Here is a 19,942-nt window from a genome sequence, read left to right as displayed (position 1 = left end):
CTCAGGGCGAGAGTTCGACCCGCGTCAGCGTCTCGGCCCAGCCATTGACCGAGCAATGCGGCTTGACGAAGATCTCCCGCGTTCCGTCGGGGATGACGACGCCGCTGATCGACCGGGTAAAGGGCTGCTCCTTGACATGCGGATGCATCAGCTCGCGATAGGCCAGCCGGTTGCCCTCCTTGTCGAGCACCTCCCAGCCATCGGCGAAGTGATCCCAACCGGTATCGGCATGCTCGAGCGTCACATGCACGTTCCACAGCATGCCGACCTTCTCGACCGTCACATCCCTGACGACCGGTTCGTCGGCAAGGGCCGGGCCGGCGGCAAGGCCGGCCATCAGGAGAATCCACCGCAACTTCATGCGGCAACCTTAGGTCCGAATCGTGTGTCAGGCGGTCACGTCTTTGTGTGTGATCGGCGCGAACTTTTGGCCGAACGCATGACCTTGCCGAATTCGGCAATTGGTTATATTATTTTACCAATTGAGGAGATCCCGATGGAAATGCCCGCCCCCAACCCGGACATCCTGTCCAAGAAGGCCGAACTTGTCACGCGGCTGCTGGACATTCTGCCCGCCGACGCCGTCATCTCCGATCCGGCCGAAACCCGTGCCTACGAGTGCGACGCGCTGACGGCCTACAAGTGCCCGCCGCTGGCCGCGGTGCTGCCCTCGACAACGCAGGAGGTCTCGGACGTGCTGCGCATCTGCCACGAGATGGGCGTGCCCGTGGTGCCGCGCGGCTCGGGCACATCGCTGGCGGGCGGGGCGCTGCCGACGGAAGACAGCGTGATCCTCGGCGTGGCGCGCCTCAACGACGTGATCGAAACCGACTACGACAATCGCTTCATCCGCGTCCAGACGGGCCGCACCAACCTGTCGGTTACCGGCGCGGTCGAGGAAGACGGGTATTTCTATGCCCCCGACCCCTCAAGCCAGCTCGCCTGCGCCATCGCGGGCAACATCGCGATGAACTCGGGCGGGGCGCATTGCCTGAAATACGGGGTGACGACCAACAACCTGCTGGGCGTGACCATGGTGCTGATGGACGGCACGGTGATCGAGCTTGGCGGCGCGCATCTCGATGCCGAGGGCTATGACCTGCTCGGCCTGATCTGCGGCTCGGAGGGCCAGCTTGGCGTCGTGACCGAGGCCACCTTGCGCATCCTGCACAAGCCGGAAGGCGCGCGGCCCGTGCTGATCGGCTTCGATTCGAACGAGGTGGCGGGCGCCTGTGTTTCCGACATCATCAAGGCCGGCGTCCTGCCCGTGGCGATCGAGTTCATGGACCGCCCCTGCATTCGCGCCACCGAGGATTTCGCCAAGGCCGGCTACCCCGATTGCGAGGCGCTGCTGATCGTCGAGGTCGAAGGCAGCGAGGCCGAGATCGACGAACAGCTCGAGACCATCATGAGCATCGCCCGCACCCACGACCCGGTGGAACTGCGCCAGAGCGGCTCGGCCGAGGAAAGCGCCAAGATCTGGCTGGGCCGCAAATCGGCCTTCGGCGCGATGGGGAATATCAACGACTACATGTGCCTCGACGGCACGATCCCGGTCAGCCAGCTGCCTTACGTCTTGAAACGCATCGGCGAGATGTCGAAGGAGTTCGGCCTAGACGTCGCCAATGTCTTCCACGCGGGCGACGGCAACATGCACCCGCTGATCCTGTTCGACGCCAACAAGCCCGGCGACCTGGAGACCTGCGAGGCATTCGGCGCCAAGATCCTCAAGCTCTGCGTCGAGGTGGGCGGCTGCCTGACCGGCGAGCATGGCGTCGGTATCGAGAAACGCGACCTGATGGCGCATCAGTATGGCGAAAAGGACCTTGCCATGCAGATGGCCGTGAAGGACGTGTTCGACCCGAAATGGCTGTTGAACCCGGCCAAGGTGTTCCCGCTGGCCGCGTCCGACGCGCACAGGATCGCCGCCGAGTAAGGGGCGCTGCCCCTCGGCCTGCGGCCTCACCCCGGAGTATTTTTGGAAAGATGAAAGATTTGAGACCCGAGACCGAGGCCGAGTTGGCCGCGATCGTGCGTGACACGAGCGAGCCGCTGCGCATTCGCGGCGGCGGCACGCGGCCGATCGGGGTGCCGGTGAACGGGGCGCCGCTGACCACCGCGGGGCTGTCGGGCATCGACCTCTACGAGCCGGGCGCGCTGACGCTGGTCGCCAAGGCCGGTACGCCGGTGGCCGAGGTCGAGACCGCGCTGGCGGCCGAGGGCCAGCGGCTGGCCTTCGAGCCGATGGATCCTCGCGGCCTTCTGGGCACCGAGGGCGAGCCGACCATCGGCGGCGTCTTCGCCGCCAACGTCTCGGGCCCCCGGCGCATCCAGTGCGGCGCGGCACGGGATTTCCTGCTGGGCGTGCGTTTCGTCGACGGACGGGGCGAGGTGATCCGCAATGGCGGGCGGGTGATGAAGAACGTCACCGGCTACGACCTCGTCAAGCTGATGGCGGGCAGTTACGGCACACTGGGCATCCTGACGGAGGTGGCGCTGAAGGTGCTGCCGAAGACACAGGTGACAGGCTCGCTGGCCTGCGATGGGCTGGGTGACGAGACGGCCATCGCCGCGCTTTGCCGTGCGCTCGGCTCGCCCTTCGAGGTGACCGGGGCAGCACATTCGCAGGCCGGGCCAGAGGGCGCGGCCCGCACCGTGATCCGGATCGAAGGCACAGAGGCCTCGGTCGCCTATCGCGCCGCCGAACTTCAAAAGGTACTGGCCGCGTACGGCGAGTTCACCATCGACACCGACCCCGACAGCACGAAAGCCACGTGGCGTGCGATCCGCGATGTGCAGCCCTTCCACGGGACGGACGGCGATATCTGGCGCCTCTCGGTCAAACCCACCGACGCGCCCGGGCTGGTGGCCCGCATCGACGGCGCCGAGGCGCTCTACGACTGGGGCGGCGGGCTGATATGGTTGTGCGTCCCCAAGGGCACTGCCGGCCAGGACATACGCACCGCCATCGCGAAAACCGGCGGCCACGCCACCCTGATCCGCGGCACGCGCGGCGGCGGCGTGTTCCAGCCGCTCGCGCCCCCCGTCGCCGCCCTGCAGGAGGGCCTGCGCAAGCGGTTCGACCCGAAGGGCCTGCTCAACCCCGGCCTCATGGCCCAGGCACGCGAGGCAGCCGAATGAAGACCGAATTCTCCGAAGCCCAGCTTCAGGACCCGGCCACCGCCCGCTCGAACCAGATCCTGCGGGCCTGTGTCCATTGCGGGTTCTGTACCGCCACCTGCCCCACCTACCAGGTTCTCGGCGACGAGCTCGACAGCCCGCGCGGGCGCATCTACCTGATCAAGGACATGCTCGAGAACGACCGGACGCCGGACGATAAGACCGTCAAGCACATCGACCGATGCCTCTCCTGTCTCGCCTGCATGACAACCTGCCCCTCGGGCGTGCATTACATGCACCTCGTCGACCACGCGCGGGAGTATATCGAGGAGCGCTACCAGCGCCCCTTCTACGAGCGGGCCCTGCGCTGGACGCTGGCGCAGATCCTGCCCTACCCGACCCGCTTTCGCCTCGCGCTGCTGGGCGCCAAGATCGGGCGGCCCTTCGCGCGGCTGATGCCCGATGCACGGCTCAAGGCAATGCTCGAGATGGCGCCGAAGCGCATTCCCCCCGTCAGCCGCAATGACGACCCCCAGACCTTTGCCGCGCAGGGCGAACGCCGAAAGCGCGTGGCGCTGATGACGGGCTGTGCGCAACGGGCGCTCAACACCGATATCAACGACGCGACCATTCGTCTGCTTACGCGCCTCGGCTGTGAGGTGGTTGTGGCGGAAGGCGCCGGCTGTTGCGGGGCGCTGACCCATCACATGGGCAAGACGAAAGACAGCCACGCCACGGCTGCGAAGAACATTCGCGCCTGGGCCGCGGAGATGGATGGCGACGGGCTCGACGCCATCGTCATCAACACCTCCGGTTGCGGCACCACGGTCAAGGATTACGGCCACATGTTCCGGCAAGAGGCCTTGGCCGAGGATGCCGCAAGGGTCTCCGCCATCGCCATGGACGTCTCGGAACTCCTGATGACGCTCGACCTGCCGGAAGGTGCCGACGAGGGCATCAACGTGGCCTACCACGCCGCCTGCTCCCTGCAGCACGGTCAGAAGATCAAGACCTACCCGAAAGACCTGCTCAAACGCGCCGGATTCACCGTGTCGGAACCCGCCGACAGCCATCTCTGCTGCGGCAGCGCGGGCACCTACAACCTGATGCAACCCGCCATTTCCAAGCAATTGAAAGACCGCAAGGTGCGCACGCTGGAAGCGAAGAAACCCGACATCATCGCCGCCGGGAATATCGGCTGCATGATGCAGATCGGCAGCGGCACGGAGGTGCCGGTGGTACATACCGTGGAACTGCTCGACTGGGCCACCGGCGGGCCTAAACCGCCCGCCCTGATCGAGGGCGCCACACCGGTTCCGAACCTGCGCGGCACGCCCTAATTTGGCCCTATTGGATTGCTAGCCACCTTCGAAACAACACCAATCGGAGGGGCAATGTTCAGACCTGTCGCGGCGCTTATCATCCTGGTTCTGACGGCTGGCACGGCGCTGGCGGATACACGTCTGAAACGGCTCGACACCGGCGATGACGGCCGCGGGTGGGAAGCGGTCGGGCGGCTCGACATCGACGGGCGCGGCTTCTGCACCGGGGCGCTCATCGCGCCCGATCTCGTGCTGACGGCAGCGCATTGCCTTTACGACAAGGCCACGGGCGCCCGGGTCGATCACGCCCGCATCGATTTCCTTGCCGGCTGGCGCAACGGCCGCGCTTCGGCCTATCGCAAGATCCGCCGGGCGGTGCCGCACCCCGATTACGTCTACGAGGATGCAGTCTCGGCCGACCGGGTGCGCAACGACGTGGCCCTGCTCGAACTTTTCCATCCCATCCAGAACACCCAGGTCGTGCCCTTCCTGACCGATGAACGCCCCATGAAGGGTCAGGAGATCGGCATCGTCTCCTACGCCCGCGACCGGTCCGAGGCGCCGTCGCTGCAGGAAATCTGCGATGTGGTCGCCCGCCAGCAAGGCGTGTTGGTCATGTCCTGCGACGTCGATTACGGCGCATCCGGCGCGCCGATCTTCAGCTTCACCTCCGGCCAGCCCCGCGTGGTTTCCGTGGTCTCGGCCATGGCCCAGGTCGAGGGGCGCAAGGTCTCTCTCGGCACCCAGCTGACCCAGCCTTTGCACGATCTCAAAAACGCGCTGGACGCGGGTGAAGGCTTCTTCCAGCCCGGCGCACCGCAAATGTCGACCCTGGGCGAGCGCCGCGACACCGGGGCGAAGTTCGCCAGGCCTGGCGGCTCTTGAAATCCTCCGAAGACTTTCCCAGATAAGCGACACCGGCGCCGCCAGGCGGGCCGGTGATATCGCTGCCTGTCCCCATGGGAAGGCATTCACATAAGGGATCGCTCAAAGGAGGATGACCCATGCGTAACTTCGATCTTGCACCGCTTTACCGTGCAACCGTCGGGTTCGACCAGATCGCCGACATGATGGACCGCGTGCTTGCCGCCGACATCAATCAACCGACCTACCCCCCCTACAACATCGAGAAGACCGCCGATGATGCCTATCGCATCTCGATCGCCGTTGCCGGTTTCGCAGGCGACGACCTGATGGTCGAGGTCAAGGACGGCGCGCTTGTCGTGTCGGCCCGCAAGGCCGAGGATGACAGCCAGCGCAGCTTCCTGCATCGCGGCATCGCCACCCGCGCGTTCGAGCGCAAGTTCCAGCTTGCCGATCACGTGCGCGTCACCGGCGCGTCCCATGCCGACGGCATGCTTCATATCGACTTGGTCCGCGAAGTGCCCGAAGCGCTGAAGCCGCGCCGCATCGCCATTGCCAGCGGCGACTCGGTCGAGAAAGACGTGGTCGACGCGGAAACCGTCAACTAAGTGCTCCGGCCGGGCGCCTCGCCCGGCCACCGATCGTCAGACCGTTGCCCGGCCGGTCATCCCGGCCGGGTTTTTCATGCCGGCCGCCGGGCGGTCAGCAGCGTTTCGCCCGCCGGACCGATCAGCAGCAGCGCGCCGGTCTCGTCGATGTCGAACCGCACCACGTGCTGCAGCGCATCCAGCACGCGCTGCTCCTGCGTCATCATCGCCTCGGGGCAGCCCATCATCGTCGCAGCCATCTGGCCGAACCCCAGCCCCTCGCCATCCAGCATGTAGATGCCCGAGAACCGATTGCAGCCGGTGCGACCCGACACCCGGCCATTGGCGTCAAAGCTGATGGTGATGTTCGAGCCGTCGATGATACCCATCTCGCCGACATCCTCGATCTGCCATTCCGCCCCGGTCAGCAGGCTCGCGGCATCGCCGCCGCAACCGCGCATCTCCTGCCCGTCCAGCGCCAGCGCGGCGCGGTGCGGATAGGGCATGCCGGTGGCATCGTCGTAGCAGATTTCCTCCTCCAGCCGAAGCCGGGCCTCGATATCGGGCATGTTGAGCACGTAGGCCCCGGGTTCGACCGCGACCTCGGGCCGCGGGGTCTTGAGCTGAAGGTCGCCGTAATCGGCCACCACCTCTGCCTCGGCCTCGCCGATGGTCACGTACCAGCCCGGCTCGTTGCCGACAGCGGTATAGGGCTCGGGCGTATGCTCGACCCTGGCACAGCCCGGCTCGGGCTCCGAGCCCAGCGTCAGCGTCGCCTCGGTGCCCTGCGACCAGAAGGTCACCTTCGGATCGGCCTGCGCGACATAGCGCGTGCCTTCATCCGCCGGGGCCTCCTCCATCGCGTAGTCCTGCCCGCCGACCCGCAGGGTGGGGGTGTCGTCGACCATGCCGAATTCCACGCTCGTCTCCCCGCAGGAGAAGTAAGAAGTGAAGGCCAGCGGCGTGTACTGCCGAAGCCTTACGTCACCCAGGTCGACATCCTCCGACCCGGCGCCGATGCGGATCCCCTGGGCCAGCCACATCGGGTCGCCATCGACCCGGACCATCGCGGTCAGCGTCCCGCTCAGCCCGCCGGGCACCTCCACCTCGAAGGGCATCGGCACCTGTTGTCCATCGGTCGTGAACCGGCTTTCGCCCAGCGTCGCATCCAGCGCGCCTTTCACCTCGACGGCCACCTCCGCCCCCTCGGGCAGGGCGATCCTTTGCAGGTAACTCAACTGGCCGGAAATGGTCCGGCCGCCCTCCTGCGCGCTCGCCGGCAGGCTCAGCACCAGCGCAAGAAAAAGGGACAGGGCAAATCGCACCATGTGACATCTCCAACAGGGATCGTTTCCATTAATACCACTTAGGCCTTGAACCCCTGAAGACGAAGGCCGTTCCATTGTTTATTCGCAAGAAACCGCGCGCGCCGGGACAGGGGCGCGCGCGGGGGCGGCAAGACGGCGGAGCTACACCGCCTTGCCGCGAGGGCCAGATAGCTGCTCGATTTGGCCCTTGTCTCAGTTCCGATCCAGACTTTGTGCCAGCCGCATCAGCCGCACCGCCTCGGCGCGATAGCCATACGCATCCTCGCCTTTCGCGGAATTCGCCAGCGCGATGGCATCGTCATAGGTCCAGCCGTTCAGGTAGGGGCTGTCCTGCAGGATCTGCCCGAACCCGGCAATCGCGGCGGCAAAGCGCATGTCGTCGCTGGTCTCTCCCCCGGCCACGATCGGCGTTTCGATCAGCTGGCTGGTCTCCTCGCCCGGCGCCTTGTAGCGCAGCTTGAGATAGCCCAGCTCCTCGCTCGCGCTCTGCGTCTCCACCGCGCCATAGCGCAGCGGGTCGGTCAGCCGCCCGTCGGAATCGACCAGCGTCACCTCGTAGATCGCCGTCACCGAATGGCCCGCGCCGATATCGCCGGCATCGACCGCGTCGTTGTTGAAATCATCCCGGTTCAGCGCCCGCGTCTCGTACCCGATCAGCCGGTACTCGGCGACGACACCGGGGTTGAACTCCACCTGGATCTTCACGTCGTCGGCAATCGGGTAGAGCGCCCCGGTGAACTGGTCCACCAGCACCTTCTGCGCCTCCGACAGCGTGTCGATATAGGCCGCCTGACCGTTCCCGTTCTGCGCCAGCGACTGCATCACCGCGTCGTCGAGGTTGCCGCGCCCGAAGCTCAGCACCGACAGGTAGGTGCCACTGTCGCGCTTGCCGGCGATAAACCGTTCCAGCTCCTCCGGGTCGCTGATCCCCACGTTGAAGTCGCCATCGGTGGCAAGGATCACGCGGCTTACCTCGCCCTCCTCGGTCATACCCTCGGCGACGGCATAGGCCTGCTGCAACCCGTCCTGCCCGGCGGTGTTGCCCCCGGCGCTCAGGTTGTCGAGCGCACCCAGGATGGTATCCCGCTCGGCCGCCGACGTCGGTTCCAGCACCTGCCCCGCACTGCCGGCATAGGTCACGATCGAGACCTGGTCCTGCGCCGACAGCTTCGACAGCATCAGCGCCAGCGACTGCTTCAGCAGGGGCAGCTTGTCCGGATGCTCCATCGACCCCGACGTATCGATCAGGAAGACAAGGTTCAGCGGCGGTCGGTCCTCGACCGCCGGCAACTCTCCCTGGATGCCGATATGCACGAGCTGCGTGTCGGGGTTCCACGGCGTGTCGGTCACGCTCACGGTCGACCGGAACGGCGCCTCGCCCTCGGCCGGTGCGGCATAGTCATAGGGGAAATAGTTGATCATCTCCTCGATCCGCACCGCCTCGTGCGGCGGCATCACGCCCCCGATCAGCGAGGAACGCACCACGGCATAAGAGGCCGTGTCGACGTCGATCGAGAAGGTCGAAACCGGGTCCTCCGCCGTCACCTTCAGCGAGTTCGGCTCCGCATGGGCATACGCCTCCGTATTGTTCTCGGGCCGGATCAGCACGTCCCGCTGCCCCGCCGGAGCGGTGTTGTTCAGCGTCCCGGCGGCGTAGCCCCGCAGCGCCTCTGTCGGCGCGGCCTGCATCCGTGGCGCCGGGCTGGGCGTCGCGGCGCCCGCCATCTCGTCGACGGCCAGCGACTCGGCGGCTTCCATCTCGAACAGTCCACCCACGGCGTCCGCTGGCGGCTGGGACAGGTCTTCCTCGGTCGCCACGGTCTTCTGCACCATAGGCCCCGGGCGCAACATGTCACGCCCGGCCTGCCAGTCGGGCACCACCACGACGAGACCCAGCGCCACCAGGGCCGTGGTCGCCGACATCATCCCGCGCGACGAAAGTTGTGTCGTTATCATTCTTGCTACTCCTCTGAACCAGCCCCTCCCAGGGCGATCAGAGGTAAGACGCACCCCCGCCCGGCTTTCTTGGAGCCGGTCGAAATTTTCCTGCGCGACGGTGAAATTCGCAGCCTTCCGGCCCGCGTCTGGCGCGGGGGTGGCGGCCTGCATCGCCTGTTTCAGATCATCGAGGTCGTCGGTCATGCCTGATCCTCTTTCTCGCGCTGCGCGCGCAACCGCTTCTTTGCCTCCGAGATGCGCCAGCTCACCGTGCCGGGCGCCACGCCCAGAACCTCGGCCGCCTCGTCATGGCTGAGATCGTCCAGCACCAGCGCCAGCGTGTCGCGCAGCTCTTCCGGCAGCGCCCGCATCGCCTGTGTCAGCCAGTCCACCGCCTCCGCCGCCTCGTCCTGCACGGCGCGCCGGTTCACTTCCCAGTCACCCCAGCCCTCGGCATGGCGCGCCCGCGTCGCGGCCTTGCGCCGCCGGTCATGGGCGGCGTTGACCACCACCCGCCACAGCCAGGTGCCGAACCTTGCCTCGCTGCGAAACCCCTGCAACCGCGAGGGCAGCGCCGCGCAGACATCCTGCGTCAGGTCCTCGGCCTCGGCCGCGGCACCGGTCAGGCGGAACGCCAGCCGGAAAACCCTGTCGTAATGCCGCTCCAACAGCAGGGTGAAGGCGTGCCTGTCCCCTCCCGCCGCGGCCCTTGCAAGGCTTTCATCACTTGTTTCCATGCGCATCACGTTTGTTGGACGCGCGCGAATGGTCAATCCTTGGCGGACCCGAAAGATTTTTTGGAATCTTTTCGGGGGACACATCGGCCCCCTCAAAAAGAAACGCCCCCGCAGTTTCTGCGAGGGCGCTCCGTCTTGACTGTTCCCCGGCCTCAGACCGAGGTGCAGATGTATTTCATCTCGAGGAAATCATCCATCCCGTGGTGGCTGCCCTCGCGGCCGAGGCCCGATTGCTTGACCCCGCCGAACGGCGCCACCTCGGTCGAGATGATGCCGGTGTTCACCCCGACAATGCCGTATTCCAGTGCCTCGGCCACCTTGGTGACGCGGCTCAGGTCCTTGGCGTAGAAATAGCTGGCCAGACCGAAGATCGTGTCATTCGCCATCTCGATCACGTCATCCACCGTGTCGAACTTGAAGAGCGGCGCCAGCGGCCCGAACGTCTCGTCCTTGCTGACCACCATGTCCTGCGTCACACCGGTAAGGATCGTCGGCGGCAGGAAATAGCCCTGCCCCTCCATCGGGTCGCCGCCGCCCATCAGCACGTTGGCCCCTTTCGACGTGGCGTCGGCCACGTGCTCCTGCACCTTCTCGATGGCGTCGCCATTGATCAGCGGCCCAAGCGTCGTGCCCTCTTCCAGCCCGTCGCCGATCTTCAGCTTCTCGACCGCCGCCTTCAGCTTCTCGGCAAAGGCGTCATAGACACCGGCCTGAACGTAGATCCGGTTGGCACAGACACAGGTCTGCCCGTTGTTGCGGAACTTGCACATGATCGCGCCTTCGACGGCGGCATCGAGATCGGCATCGTCGAACACGATGAACGGCGCGTTCCCGCCAAGCTCCATCGAGCATTTCATCACCTGGTCGGCCGCCTGCCGCAGCAGGATCCGGCCCACCTCGGTCGAGCCGGTGAAGGTCAACTTGCGCACGATCGGGTTCTCGCAGAATTCCTTGCCGATCTCGGACGAGCTCGACGAGGTCACGATGCTGAACACCCCCTTGGGAATGCCCGCCCGCTCGGCCAGGACGCCCATCGCTGTCGCCGAAAGCGGCGTCTCGGCTGCCGGACGCCCGACAAAGGCACAGCCCGCGGCCAGCGCCGGCCCGGCCTTCCGGGTGATCATCGCGTTGGGGAAGTTCCAGGGCGTGATCGACGCGGCCACGCCGATGGGCTGCTTGATCACCGTGATCCGCTTGTCGCGCTGGTGGCCGGGGATGGTCTCGCCGTAGATGCGCTTGGCCTCCTCGGCGAAGAACTCGATGAAGGACGCGCCATAGGCGATCTCGCCCTTGGCCTCGGCCAGCGGCTTGCCCTGTTCGGCGGTCAGGATGGTGCCCAGGTCATCCTGGTTCTCCATCATCAGGTCGAACCACTTGCGCAGCACGGTGGCGCGTTCCTTGCCGGTCCATTGCGCCCATTCCTTCTGCGCCTTCCCGGCCGCCTCGATCGCCTTGGCCACCTGCGCCCGGCTCATGTCGGCCACGTTGGCGATCACGTCGCCGCGCGCGGGGTTGGTCACCTCGAACGTGCCGTCGTCGCCATCCACCCACTCGCCGCCGGCATAGGCCTGCTCGGCCAGAAGGCTGGGATCCTTCAGAAGGGATTTCAGGTTCGTCGTCGTATCAAGCATCGGTCGGTCCTCCTGGAACTTGGTTGGCCAAAGGGAAACCACTTGGCGGCCGGAATGTCCAGATCACCCGGCCCCCCGCCGTTCGTCTTACCACGAAGACCCGGTATCCCGCTGCCTCAGTCCGGCGCCAGCATGTAGCCTTCGCCCCGCACCGTCTGAAGGTAGCGCGGCTGCTTCGGATCGGTCTCGATCTTCCGCCTGAGCCGCGTGATCTGCACGTCGACCGCGCGCTCCTGCGCCTGGCCCTTGTCGCGGCCCAGGTCCTCGACCAACTTCGCCCGGCTCACCGGCTCGCGCAGATGCTCCGAAAAGATCCGCATGAGCTGCACCTCGGTCGCGGTCAGCCGCACCGGCTCTTCCCCGCGCAGCAACTCCGACCGCTCGATATCGAACCGAACGGCGCCGAGTTGCAGCACCTTCGGCGCCATCGTCTCGGCCGGCGCCGCCGGCATCCGCCGCAAGATCGCGTTGATCCGCAGCAACAGCTCCTTCGGCTCGAACGGCTTGGCAAGGTAATCGTCCGCCCCGGCTTCGAGCCCCTTGATCCGGTCCTCGGTTTCGCCCTTCGCGGTCAGCAACAGGATCGGCGTCAGGATCGTCTCACGCAGCGCCTTGGTCAGCGCCACGCCGTCCTCGCCCGGCATCATCACGTCAAGCACGATCATGTCGAATTCCAGCCCCGACAGGATTCGCCGCGCATGTGCCGCATCCCGCGCCGCCGACACCAGGAACCCGTGCCGCGCAAGGAACTTGCGCAGCAGCCCGCGAATCCGCTCGTCGTCATCCACGATCAGCAGGTGCGGCGCCGGCTCGCTCATGCGCCGTTCTCCCGGATGCGGTGGTACATCTTGCGCAGCTCCGGCTCCATCATCGCCTCGAGCACCTGCCGGAACCCGGCCACCGCCTCCGGCCCCGCCGCACGATACGCCGCCCGCATCCGCGCCCTCTGCGCATCCGAAATCTTCCGCTCCAACGCGATCCCGTCCTCCGTCAGGAACAGGTTCCGCTCACGCTTGTCATTCGCCCCGATCCGGCTTTCCACCAGCCCGTTCTCGATCAGCGTGCGCAGCACCCTATTCAAAGATTGCTTGGTCACGCCGAGAATGCCAAGCAGGTTGTTCACCGTCGTGCCGGGACTGCGGGCGATGAAGTGCAACGCCCGGTGATGGGCGCGGCCATAATCCATGGTCGCAAGAATCCGGTCCGGGTCGGCGGTGAACCCGCGATAGGCAAAGAACATCGCCTCGATCCCCTGTCGAAGCTGCTCGTCGGTCAGAAACAGCAGGTTTTCACCGCCCTGAACGTCCGGCATGGCTCCTCCAAATCACAAGTTCCGCATTCCGCCACCGACATTATGTCAGCTTTGTTGACATTCCAAGATCAAACTGGTAGCGAATCGCAGTTTCCACGCAACTTTATGTCCGGATCGGACGTAAGCAACGCAACAAATGGAAACGCAAGCCTTGAACGAGGAGAACGAAGATGGCTGGCTACGACGATCGCGACGGAAAGATATGGATGGATGGCACCCTCGCCGACTGGCGCGATGCGAATGTACACATCCTGACCCACGCGCTGCACTATGCCAGTTCGGTATTCGAGGGCGAGCGCGCCTATAACGGCAAGATCTTCAAAAGCCGCGAGCATTCCGAGCGGCTGCACTATTCCGCCGGACAGCTCGATTTCGAGATCCCCTTCACCGTCGACGAGATCGAGGCCGCAAAGCAGGAAGTGCTCCATGCCAACGGCCTGACCGACGCCTACGTGCGCGCCGTCGCGTGGCGCGGCGCCGGCCCCGACATGGGTGTCGCTTCCGCCGCCAACCCGGTGCGGCTGGCCATCGCCGCCTGGGAATGGGGCGCCTATTACGGCGACGCCAAGATGAAGGGCGCCAAGCTCGACGTCTCCAAGTGGAAACGCCCGAGCCCGGAAACCATTCCCAGCCACGCCAAGGCGGCCGGCCTCTACATGATCTGCACCCTGTCGAAACACGCGGCCGAGGCGAAAGGCTGCTCCGACGCGATGATGTTCGACTACCGCGGCTACGTGGCCGAGGCGACCGGCGCCAACATCTTCTTTGTCAAGGACGGCGAAGTTCACACGCCCAAGCCTGACTGCTTCCTCAACGGCCTCACCCGCCAGACGGTGATCGGCATGCTCGAGGAACGCCAGGTCAAGGTGCACGAGCGCCACATCATGCCGGAAGAGCTGGAAAGCTTCCAGCAATGCTGGCTTACCGGCACGGCGGCCGAGGTCACCCCCGTGGGCCAGATCGGCAACTACAATTTCGAGGTGGGCTCCCTCGCCCGCGACATCGCCGAGGGCTACGAGCAACTCGTTCGCACCTGAGCGGCGCAGGTCCGCGCGACACCCGATCAAGCATGGCTGAAGGACAGCATGCGCTGTCCTTCCCGCACCCGGGGCGGCCGTCCAGGGCGGCCACCCGGTAACGGCATTTCCGCCGCCCCTCGCCCCGTCACAAAACCTTCGCCATTTCTTCAAACAGCCTTCGACATCCGGTCACGAAACATCGCTCTTTTCCGCGGCACACCGATCTTTCAGGAAACCGCGAAGGAGACCCACATGACCAAGCTGATCCGCCCCACCCGCCGCGCCGTTCTGGCCTCCGGCACCGCGTTCGCCGCCACGCTCGCCATGCCCGCCCTCAGCCGCGCCGCGTCGCGCCCGGCCTTCACCCACGGGGTGCAGTCGGGCGATGTCGATACGTCCTCCGGCATGATCTGGACCCGCACCGACCGCCCCGCCAAGGTCATGATGGAAGTCTCGACCACCGAAAGCTTCGACAACGCCATGACGCTTCCCCCGCTCGATGCCCTGCCAGAAAGCGATTTCACGGTGAAACGGCTGATCGACGGCCTGCCCTCGGATCAGGACATCTTCTACCGCTTCACCGCCCATGACCTCTCCGACATCAACGGCATCAGCGAACCGGTCACCGGCCGCTTCCGCACCGGCCCCGCCGGCCGCCGCGACATTCGCTTCGCATGGTCGGGCGACACCGCCGGCCAGGGCTGGGGCATCGACGACGAGGGCATGGCCACCTACGCCACCATGGCCAAACACACCCCCGATTTCTTCCTGCACTCGGGCGACACCATCTATGCCGACGGCCCGATGACGGACGAGGTCGAACAGGACGGCCAGGTCATCTGGAAGAACACCACCCTGATCGACGAGAAGCGCAAGGTCGCCGAAACCCTCGACGAGTACCGCGCCCAGTGGAAATACAACATGATGGACGAGCACGTGCTGGCCCTCAACGCCACCGCGCCGACCCTCTTCCAGTGGGACGACCACGAGGTCGTCAACAACTGGTCCTCCTCGCGCTCGCTGATGGAGGATGACCGCTATTCCGAGAAGTCCATCCACGTTCTCGCCGCCCGCGCCGCCCGCGCCTTCCACGAGATGACCCCGATCCGCTACACCCCGGCAGAGCCGGGCCGCGTCTACCGCAAGGTATCCTACGGGCCGATGCTCGAGGTCTTCTTCCTCGACCTGCGTTCGTATCGCGGCCCCAACTCCGAGAACATGCAGGACGACCTGACCGACGCCAGCCGCATCCTCGGCGCCCAGCAGATGGCCTGGCTCAAGCGCGAGCTGACGCAATCCTCGGCCACGTGGAAGGTCATCGCCTCCGACATGCCCATCGGCCTTGTCGTGGGCGGCGGCGAGGAAGCGGTCGCCAACGGCGACAACGGCCCGGCCAAGGGGCGCGAGCTCGAAATCGCCGAGCTTCTCCGCTTCATCAAGACGGCCAACATCACCAACACCGTCTGGTTCACCGCCGACGTGCACTACACCGCCGCGCATTACTACAACCCCGACAAGGCCCAGTTCCAGGATTTCGCCCCCTTCTGGGAGTTCATCTCCGGCCCGCTGCACGCCGGCACCTTCGGCCCGAACGACCTCGACATGACCTTCGGCCCCGAGGTGAAGTACGTGAAGGCCCCGACCGAGGAACAGGGCGCCAACCTGCCCCCCTCGGCCGGCCTGCAATTCTTCGGGCTGGTCGATATCGACGGCGCCACCCAGCAGATGACCGTCCGCCTGTTGGACCGCGCCGATACCGAGCTGTGGAGCATCACGCTCGACCCGGAAGGCATGGCGATCTGAGTCAGCGCCCGCGACAAACAAAAAAGGGCGGCGCATAACGCCGCCCTTTTCTTGTTGTTACCATTGGAACTCACCCCGGCGAAAGCCCCCGCATCCGCTCCGACCGGCGCCGCAGAAACTCCACCGTCGTCAGCAGCACGATCGAGATCGAAACCAGGATGGTGGCAACCGCCAGGATCGTCGGCGAGATCTGCTCCCGTAAACCGATGAACATCTGCCATGGCAACGTCTTCTGCCCGGCCGAGCCCACGAACAGAACCACCACGACTTCGTCGAACGAGGTGATGAAGGCAAACAGCCCCCCGGAAATCACCCCCGGAAGGATCAGCGGCATCTGCACCCGGAAGAATGTCGTAACCGGGTCGGCCCCCATGTTCGCCGCGGCCCGCGTCAGCGACCGATCAAAACCCACCAGCGTCGCCGTCACCGTGATGATGACGAAGGGAATCCCCAGCGCGGCGTGTGCAAGAACGACACCCCAATAGGTCCCCTGAAGCCCCAGCCGCGAATAGAAGAAATACATCCCCGCCGCCGAGATAATCAGCGGCACGATCATCGGCGAGATCAGGATCGCCATGATCGCCCGGCGAAACGGCACATGCTCCGAGCTCAGACCGATCGCCGCCAGCGTCCCGAAGCTCACCGACAGCAGCGTCGCCACAGGCGCGATGGCCACCGAGTTCCACAGCGCCTGCTGCCAGTCCGGCGATGTGAAGAAATCGCGGTAGTGCTTCAGCGAATACCCCTCGGGGTCGAACGACAGCATCTCCGGCGTGAAGGTAAAGAAATCCTCGGCGTTGAAGCTCAGCGGCATCACCACCACGATCGGCGTGATCAGGAAAAAGAAGATCATCCCGCAGATCACCCGGAATGCGAAATGCCCCAGCACCTGCCCCGGTGTCAGGTAGGGCAACAGCTTCTCCCGGTACCGGCCCTGTCCGATCCAGTAGATGAACCAGCCGTAGAACACCCCGAAGATCGCCCCCACGACGATCCCCGGTATCTCGCCGAACACGTAGCCCCCGGCGGCGAACAGCACCACCATGCCCCAGCGGAACGGTTTTTCCATGCTCTCGCTCAGCACGCCCTGCGCCAGGAAAGTCAGGATCGCCATAAGCACCGCCCCGGCAAGAATCCCCTGCCAGATCGAGCCCTGCGCGGCCCCCACGAAGATCCCGGCAAACGCCCCCGCGGCGGCCACCACGGGCACCGAAAAGCTCAGCGGCTTCTTCTCGACATACTTGAGTGTGTACGTGGCCATCTGCGCCTACCCCAGCTTCACGTTGTCGATGCCCACGATCCTGTCATAGGCCCAGTAAAGGATCAGGACCGCCGCCAGCAGGATCGTCCCCAGCGCGGCCGCGAGGCCCCAGTTGAGCGAGGACGAGATGTGATAGGCGATCCGGTTGGAAATGAACGTGCCGGTCGTGCCACCGACGATCTCGGGCGTGATGTAATACCCGATCGCCAGGATGAAGACGAGGATCGAGCCCGCACCGATTCCCGGCACCGATTGCGGGAAATAGACCCGCCAGAACGCCGTCCACTGCGTCGCGCCAAGCGACCGCGCAGCCCGCACGTAAGAGGGCGGGATCGTCGACATCACCGAATACATCGGCAATATCATGAACGGCAGAAGAATATGCGTCATCGCCACGATCGTGCCGAACTGGTTGTTGATCATCACCAGCCGGCCGAAATCATCCACCAGCCCCAGCCAGACCAGCACGTCGTTGATCACCCCCTGCTGTTGCAACATCACCTTCCACGCGCTCGTCCGCACCAGAAGCGAGGTCCAGAACGGCAGCAGCACAAGGATCATCAAGAGGTTCGCGGTTCGCATCGGCAGGTTCGACAGAAGATACGCCACCGGGTAGCCCAGAAGGATGCAGGACCCGCAGATCACCAGCGACATGAACAGCGTCCGCTGGAACAGCATGATGTAGATCTGCTGGTTCTCCGGCCGCGGCTCGGCGCCGTCGATTCCCTTCTGCATGTCGATGGCATTGAGGAAATACCCCTCGGTCAGCTCCGGGCTGTAGGTCTGGATCGTGCGCCAGTTGGCATTCTCGCCCCAGTCCTCGTCCATCTCGATGAAGGCATCCTTGAACGCGATCTGCGGCTGGTCCGCCAGCATCTCCTGCGCCGCGCGCAGCTCCTCGGCACCGGGGCCGTCATACTCCGAAAGGTCGGCGCCCGCCTGAAGCTCCTGGATCAGGGCGACCTTGACGGCCTCCCACGGCTCTTCCTCGGCAACGACATCCTCGTCGGCGAACACGGTAAAGAGGGCAAAGGCGGCATATTGGTTGACGGTGCGCGGCAAGACCCGCGTGATCGCCGAACCCGGCAGGAACCCGACATCGCCGCTGAAATTGTCTCCCGTCAGCCTCTCGAGCATCCCCCGCTGGATATCGAGCGGCTCGGCAGTCGGGGCCGAATTTTCGCCGCCCGTCATCAGCTCGTACCAGAACGCCTCGTCTTCCCACGCCTCGTTCAGGTCTTCCAGCGCATCGATCTGTTCCTCGCCGACGTCGTCGACGCTCCGCCCGCTGCCCCGGAACAGCGAGGACAGGCCGGTCTGCTCATAGTTCAGCCGCGAGCCAAGCCGCGTGTGCTCCTTGGCCTCGGCGGCGATGAACAGGTCATAGTAGAAATTCTCGAAAACCTCTTCGCCCGGCGCCCCGTCCTGCGACGCGTCCCAGTCCGAAAGGCTGGCCACCGTGCGCGGCAGGGTGTTGGAAACGATCTGGTTTTCCACCGACCGGAACAGCATATCGACGATCGGCGCAATGAAGGTGACAAGCACGAAGATCAGCAGCGGCGCGATCAGCATCAGCGCCCGCATCTTCTGAACCCTGAGCGCCCGGGCAAGGCTGCGTTTCAGCGGCGTCCCGTCCGCCGAGAGCATGCGCCCGTCCTTGTCGACATTGTCCGCGGCCTTGGCCTGGTCGCGCGGGTCGTCCGCTTTCGGAGCATCGACCGTCTTCGGATCGGTTGTGCCGTCGCTCATGCTGGTCCCCGTCACCCTGTTGGGTTGTCTCTGTCTTTGCAGCGAGGGCCCGGATGCACCGGGCCCTCCCCGTTTGGTTCAGCTACGCGGGCCTGTCAGCCGGCCAGCCACGACTGGAATTTCGCGTCGATATCGTCGCGATAGTCAGCCCAGAACTCGTAGTTGTAGAGGAAGGTGTTCTTCGAGTTCTCCGGATCGGTCGGCATGTGCGGCGCCATGTCGATACCCAGGTCGGCGTGCTGGCCAACCATCGGGGCCGACGATTCACGGGCCGGACCGTACGAGATGTACTTGGCCTGGTCCGCAAGGCGCTGCGTGTCCGTGGCGAAGTAGATGAAGTCGAGCGCACGGGCCAGGCGATCTTCCGGCAGGTTCGCCGGGATGATCCAGCCGTCAAGGTCGAACACCTGCGCGTCCCACATCATGGCGACGGGCTGGCCCTGCTCCTCGATCACGCTGAACAGGCGGCCGTTATAGGTCGAGCCCATGAAGACTTCGCCATCCGCCAGAAGCTGCGGCGTGTCGGCGCCGTCCGACCACCAGATCACATCGTCCTTGATCGTCGCCAGCTTGTCGAGCGCCTGCTGCTGGCCTTCTTCGGTGGCCAGAACGTCATAGACCTCGTCTTTCGCGACACCGTCGCACAGAAGGGCCCATTCCATGTTGTTGATCGGGCGCTTCTCGAGCGCGCGCTTGCCCGGATAGGTTTCCAGGTCGAACACGTCGCAGATCTCGCTCGGCGGCTCGACACCTTCCGGCACCATGTCGGTGCGATAGCCGAAGGTCGTCGAATACACGATCTGCGGGATGAAGCAGTCGCCGACAAGCATGTCGCCGAAATCATCCTCGGCCGAGGTGCCATCGGGCGCTTCCGCCAGCATCTCTTCCGGGTCGATCTCCATCGCCAGGCCCTCGTCGCACAGGCGCAGCGCATCCGCCGCAACCACGTCGACCACGTCCCAGGTGACGTTGCCCGCTTCATCCATGGCGCGCAGCTTGGCCACGGCCTCGTTCGAGCTTTCGTCCCAGACGATCTCGAGATCGGGGTTCATTTCCTTGTAGGGCTCTGCATAGGCCTTGACCTGGCTGTTCTGGTAGGCGCCGCCCCAAGAGACGAGCGTCATAGAATTCGCCATGTCCTGGGCCGTGACCGCACCGGCGGTCGATACGGCAACCGCCGTGGAAGCCAGGAGAGTCGTCGTCAGTTTCATGTCATTCTCCCATTTCATTCCCGTTTCTTGCTCTATGGGCCTCGCTCTACGGGTGAAGAT

General features: G+C 65.2%; 18 protein-coding genes. 8 read left to right on the top strand and 10 right to left on the bottom strand.

Translation table 11 applies throughout. The features are described from left to right. Position 1 precedes the first annotated feature (1 nt). Positions 2–361 (bottom strand): hypothetical protein, encoded by a 360-nt coding sequence (locus QUV18_RS09230; RefSeq protein ID WP_300893501.1) that lies wholly within the window; start codon positions 359–361, stop codon positions 2–4. 135 nt (positions 362–496) lie between these two features. Here QUV18_RS09230 and QUV18_RS09225 point away from each other — a divergent pair, with 135 nt between their 5' ends. The 5 genes from QUV18_RS09225 (at position 497) to QUV18_RS09205 (ending at position 5,914) form a co-directional block, all read left to right on the top strand. Then, entirely contained in the window at positions 497–1,936 is a 1,440-nt protein-coding gene (locus tag QUV18_RS09225; protein ID WP_300893499.1) for an FAD-linked oxidase C-terminal domain-containing protein, read from the top strand. Positions 1,937–1,995: 59 nt separating this feature from the next. Further along, the gene (gene glcE, locus QUV18_RS09220; protein WP_300893798.1) at positions 1,996–3,141 is read left to right on the top strand and encodes a glycolate oxidase subunit GlcE; all 1,146 of its coding nucleotides are present in this window, start codon (positions 1,996–1,998) and stop codon (positions 3,139–3,141) included. Further along, positions 3,138–4,460, top strand: coding sequence for a glycolate oxidase subunit GlcF (glcF, locus tag QUV18_RS09215; protein ID WP_300893497.1), 1,323 nt, complete (start codon positions 3,138–3,140; stop codon positions 4,458–4,460). Before glcE ends, glcF begins: the two co-directional genes overlap by 4 nt. Positions 4,461–4,514: 54 nt before the next feature. Beyond that, positions 4,515–5,327 (top strand): trypsin-like serine protease, encoded by an 813-nt coding sequence (locus tag QUV18_RS09210; RefSeq protein WP_300893495.1) that lies wholly within the window; start codon positions 4,515–4,517, stop codon positions 5,325–5,327. 119 nt (positions 5,328–5,446) lie between these two features. Next, positions 5,447–5,914 carry an Hsp20 family protein gene (locus tag QUV18_RS09205; protein ID WP_300893493.1) on the top strand — a complete coding sequence of 156 codons (468 nt, stop codon included), beginning with the start codon at positions 5,447–5,449 and terminating at the stop codon, positions 5,912–5,914. A gap of 74 nt (positions 5,915–5,988) precedes the next feature. Here QUV18_RS09205 and QUV18_RS09200 read toward each other — a convergent pair whose 3' ends face one another. Together QUV18_RS09200 and QUV18_RS09195 are read right to left on the bottom strand one after the other, a co-directional pair. Continuing rightward, positions 5,989–7,221 (bottom strand): META domain-containing protein, encoded by a 1,233-nt coding sequence (locus tag QUV18_RS09200; protein WP_300893491.1) that lies wholly within the window; start codon positions 7,219–7,221, stop codon positions 5,989–5,991. A gap of 192 nt (positions 7,222–7,413) precedes the next feature. Beyond that, positions 7,414–9,177, bottom strand: a complete 1,764-nt coding sequence (locus QUV18_RS09195) for a VWA domain-containing protein (RefSeq protein WP_300893490.1) — start codon at positions 9,175–9,177, stop codon at positions 7,414–7,416. 69 nt (positions 9,178–9,246) lie between these two features. Here QUV18_RS09195 and QUV18_RS09190 point away from each other — a divergent pair, with 69 nt between their 5' ends. Next, on the top strand, positions 9,247–9,369 hold the full coding sequence (locus tag QUV18_RS09190; protein ID WP_300893488.1) for a hypothetical protein: 123 nt from the start codon (positions 9,247–9,249) through the stop codon (positions 9,367–9,369). On the opposite strand, the gene QUV18_RS09185 is transcribed toward QUV18_RS09190, so the two are convergent. From QUV18_RS09185 to QUV18_RS09170, 4 genes are all read right to left on the bottom strand, one after another. Further along, positions 9,360–9,896, bottom strand: a complete 537-nt coding sequence (locus QUV18_RS09185; protein ID WP_300893487.1) for an RNA polymerase sigma factor — start codon at positions 9,894–9,896, stop codon at positions 9,360–9,362. The genes QUV18_RS09190 and QUV18_RS09185 overlap by 10 nt on opposite strands. A 152-nt stretch (positions 9,897–10,048) precedes the next feature. After that, on the bottom strand, positions 10,049–11,527 hold the full coding sequence (locus QUV18_RS09180; protein ID WP_300893486.1) for an NAD-dependent succinate-semialdehyde dehydrogenase: 1,479 nt from the start codon (positions 11,525–11,527) through the stop codon (positions 10,049–10,051). 116 nt (positions 11,528–11,643) lie between these two features. Further along, entirely contained in the window at positions 11,644–12,345 is a 702-nt protein-coding gene (locus QUV18_RS09175; protein WP_300893485.1) for a response regulator, read from the bottom strand. Next, on the bottom strand, positions 12,342–12,839 hold the full coding sequence (locus QUV18_RS09170; RefSeq protein ID WP_300893483.1) for a MarR family transcriptional regulator: 498 nt from the start codon (positions 12,837–12,839) through the stop codon (positions 12,342–12,344). The genes QUV18_RS09175 and QUV18_RS09170 overlap by 4 nt, the downstream gene beginning before the upstream one ends. 170 nt (positions 12,840–13,009) lie before the next feature. Here QUV18_RS09170 and QUV18_RS09165 point away from each other — a divergent pair, with 170 nt between their 5' ends. Both QUV18_RS09165 and QUV18_RS09160 read left to right on the top strand, forming a co-directional pair. Beyond that, positions 13,010–13,876: a branched-chain amino acid aminotransferase gene (locus QUV18_RS09165; protein WP_300893481.1), complete on the top strand. Its 867-nt coding sequence runs from the start codon at positions 13,010–13,012 to the stop codon at positions 13,874–13,876. A 234-nt stretch (positions 13,877–14,110) separates the two neighbouring features. Next, positions 14,111–15,661: an alkaline phosphatase D family protein gene (locus QUV18_RS09160; RefSeq protein WP_300893480.1), complete on the top strand. Its 1,551-nt coding sequence runs from the start codon at positions 14,111–14,113 to the stop codon at positions 15,659–15,661. Between the two features lie 70 nt (positions 15,662–15,731). On the opposite strand, the gene QUV18_RS09155 is transcribed toward QUV18_RS09160, so the two are convergent. The 3 genes from QUV18_RS09155 to QUV18_RS09145 all read right to left on the bottom strand — a co-directional run bounded on the left by QUV18_RS09155 (position 15,732) and on the right by QUV18_RS09145 (position 19,882). Next, positions 15,732–16,922 (bottom strand): ABC transporter permease, encoded by a 1,191-nt coding sequence (locus tag QUV18_RS09155; protein ID WP_300893478.1) that lies wholly within the window; start codon positions 16,920–16,922, stop codon positions 15,732–15,734. 6 nt (positions 16,923–16,928) lie between these two features. After that, the gene (locus tag QUV18_RS09150; RefSeq protein WP_300893797.1) at positions 16,929–18,569 is read right to left on the bottom strand and encodes an ABC transporter permease; all 1,641 of its coding nucleotides are present in this window, start codon (positions 18,567–18,569) and stop codon (positions 16,929–16,931) included. Between the two features lie 197 nt (positions 18,570–18,766). Continuing rightward, positions 18,767–19,882, bottom strand: coding sequence for an extracellular solute-binding protein (locus tag QUV18_RS09145; RefSeq protein ID WP_300893476.1), 1,116 nt, complete (start codon positions 19,880–19,882; stop codon positions 18,767–18,769). Between the last annotated feature and the right edge of the window lie 60 nt (positions 19,883–19,942).

Source organism: Roseovarius sp., from assembly GCF_030373445.1.
Classification (GTDB): Bacteria; Pseudomonadota; Alphaproteobacteria; order Rhodobacterales; family Rhodobacteraceae; genus Roseovarius.
The sequence above is the reverse complement of the archived record's forward strand: the minus strand, read 5'-3'. Positions and strand labels throughout refer to the sequence as shown.

Coding starts and splice junctions, on each gene's coding strand:
- QUV18_RS09230 (WP_300893501.1), bottom strand. CDS start 361: ATGAAGTTGCGGTGGATTCTCCTGATGGCCGGCCTTGCCGCCGGCCCG.
- QUV18_RS09225 (WP_300893499.1), top strand. CDS start 497: ATGGAAATGCCCGCCCCCAACCCGGACATCCTGTCCAAGAAGGCCGAA.
- glcF (WP_300893497.1), top strand. CDS start 3,138: ATGAAGACCGAATTCTCCGAAGCCCAGCTTCAGGACCCGGCCACCGCC.
- QUV18_RS09210 (WP_300893495.1), top strand. CDS start 4,515: ATGTTCAGACCTGTCGCGGCGCTTATCATCCTGGTTCTGACGGCTGGC.
- QUV18_RS09205 (WP_300893493.1), top strand. CDS start 5,447: ATGCGTAACTTCGATCTTGCACCGCTTTACCGTGCAACCGTCGGGTTC.
- QUV18_RS09200 (WP_300893491.1), bottom strand. CDS start 7,221: ATGGTGCGATTTGCCCTGTCCCTTTTTCTTGCGCTGGTGCTGAGCCTG.
- QUV18_RS09195 (WP_300893490.1), bottom strand. CDS start 9,177: ATGATAACGACACAACTTTCGTCGCGCGGGATGATGTCGGCGACCACG.
- QUV18_RS09185 (WP_300893487.1), bottom strand. CDS start 9,896: ATGGAAACAAGTGATGAAAGCCTTGCAAGGGCCGCGGCGGGAGGGGAC.
- QUV18_RS09180 (WP_300893486.1), bottom strand. CDS start 11,527: ATGCTTGATACGACGACGAACCTGAAATCCCTTCTGAAGGATCCCAGC.
- QUV18_RS09175 (WP_300893485.1), bottom strand. CDS start 12,345: ATGAGCGAGCCGGCGCCGCACCTGCTGATCGTGGATGACGACGAGCGG.
- QUV18_RS09170 (WP_300893483.1), bottom strand. CDS start 12,839: ATGCCGGACGTTCAGGGCGGTGAAAACCTGCTGTTTCTGACCGACGAG.
- QUV18_RS09165 (WP_300893481.1), top strand. CDS start 13,010: ATGGCTGGCTACGACGATCGCGACGGAAAGATATGGATGGATGGCACC.
- QUV18_RS09160 (WP_300893480.1), top strand. CDS start 14,111: ATGACCAAGCTGATCCGCCCCACCCGCCGCGCCGTTCTGGCCTCCGGC.
- QUV18_RS09155 (WP_300893478.1), bottom strand. CDS start 16,922: ATGGCCACGTACACACTCAAGTATGTCGAGAAGAAGCCGCTGAGCTTT.
- QUV18_RS09150 (WP_300893797.1), bottom strand. CDS start 18,569: ATGCTCTCGGCGGACGGGACGCCGCTGAAACGCAGCCTTGCCCGGGCG.
- QUV18_RS09145 (WP_300893476.1), bottom strand. CDS start 19,882: ATGAAACTGACGACGACTCTCCTGGCTTCCACGGCGGTTGCCGTATCG.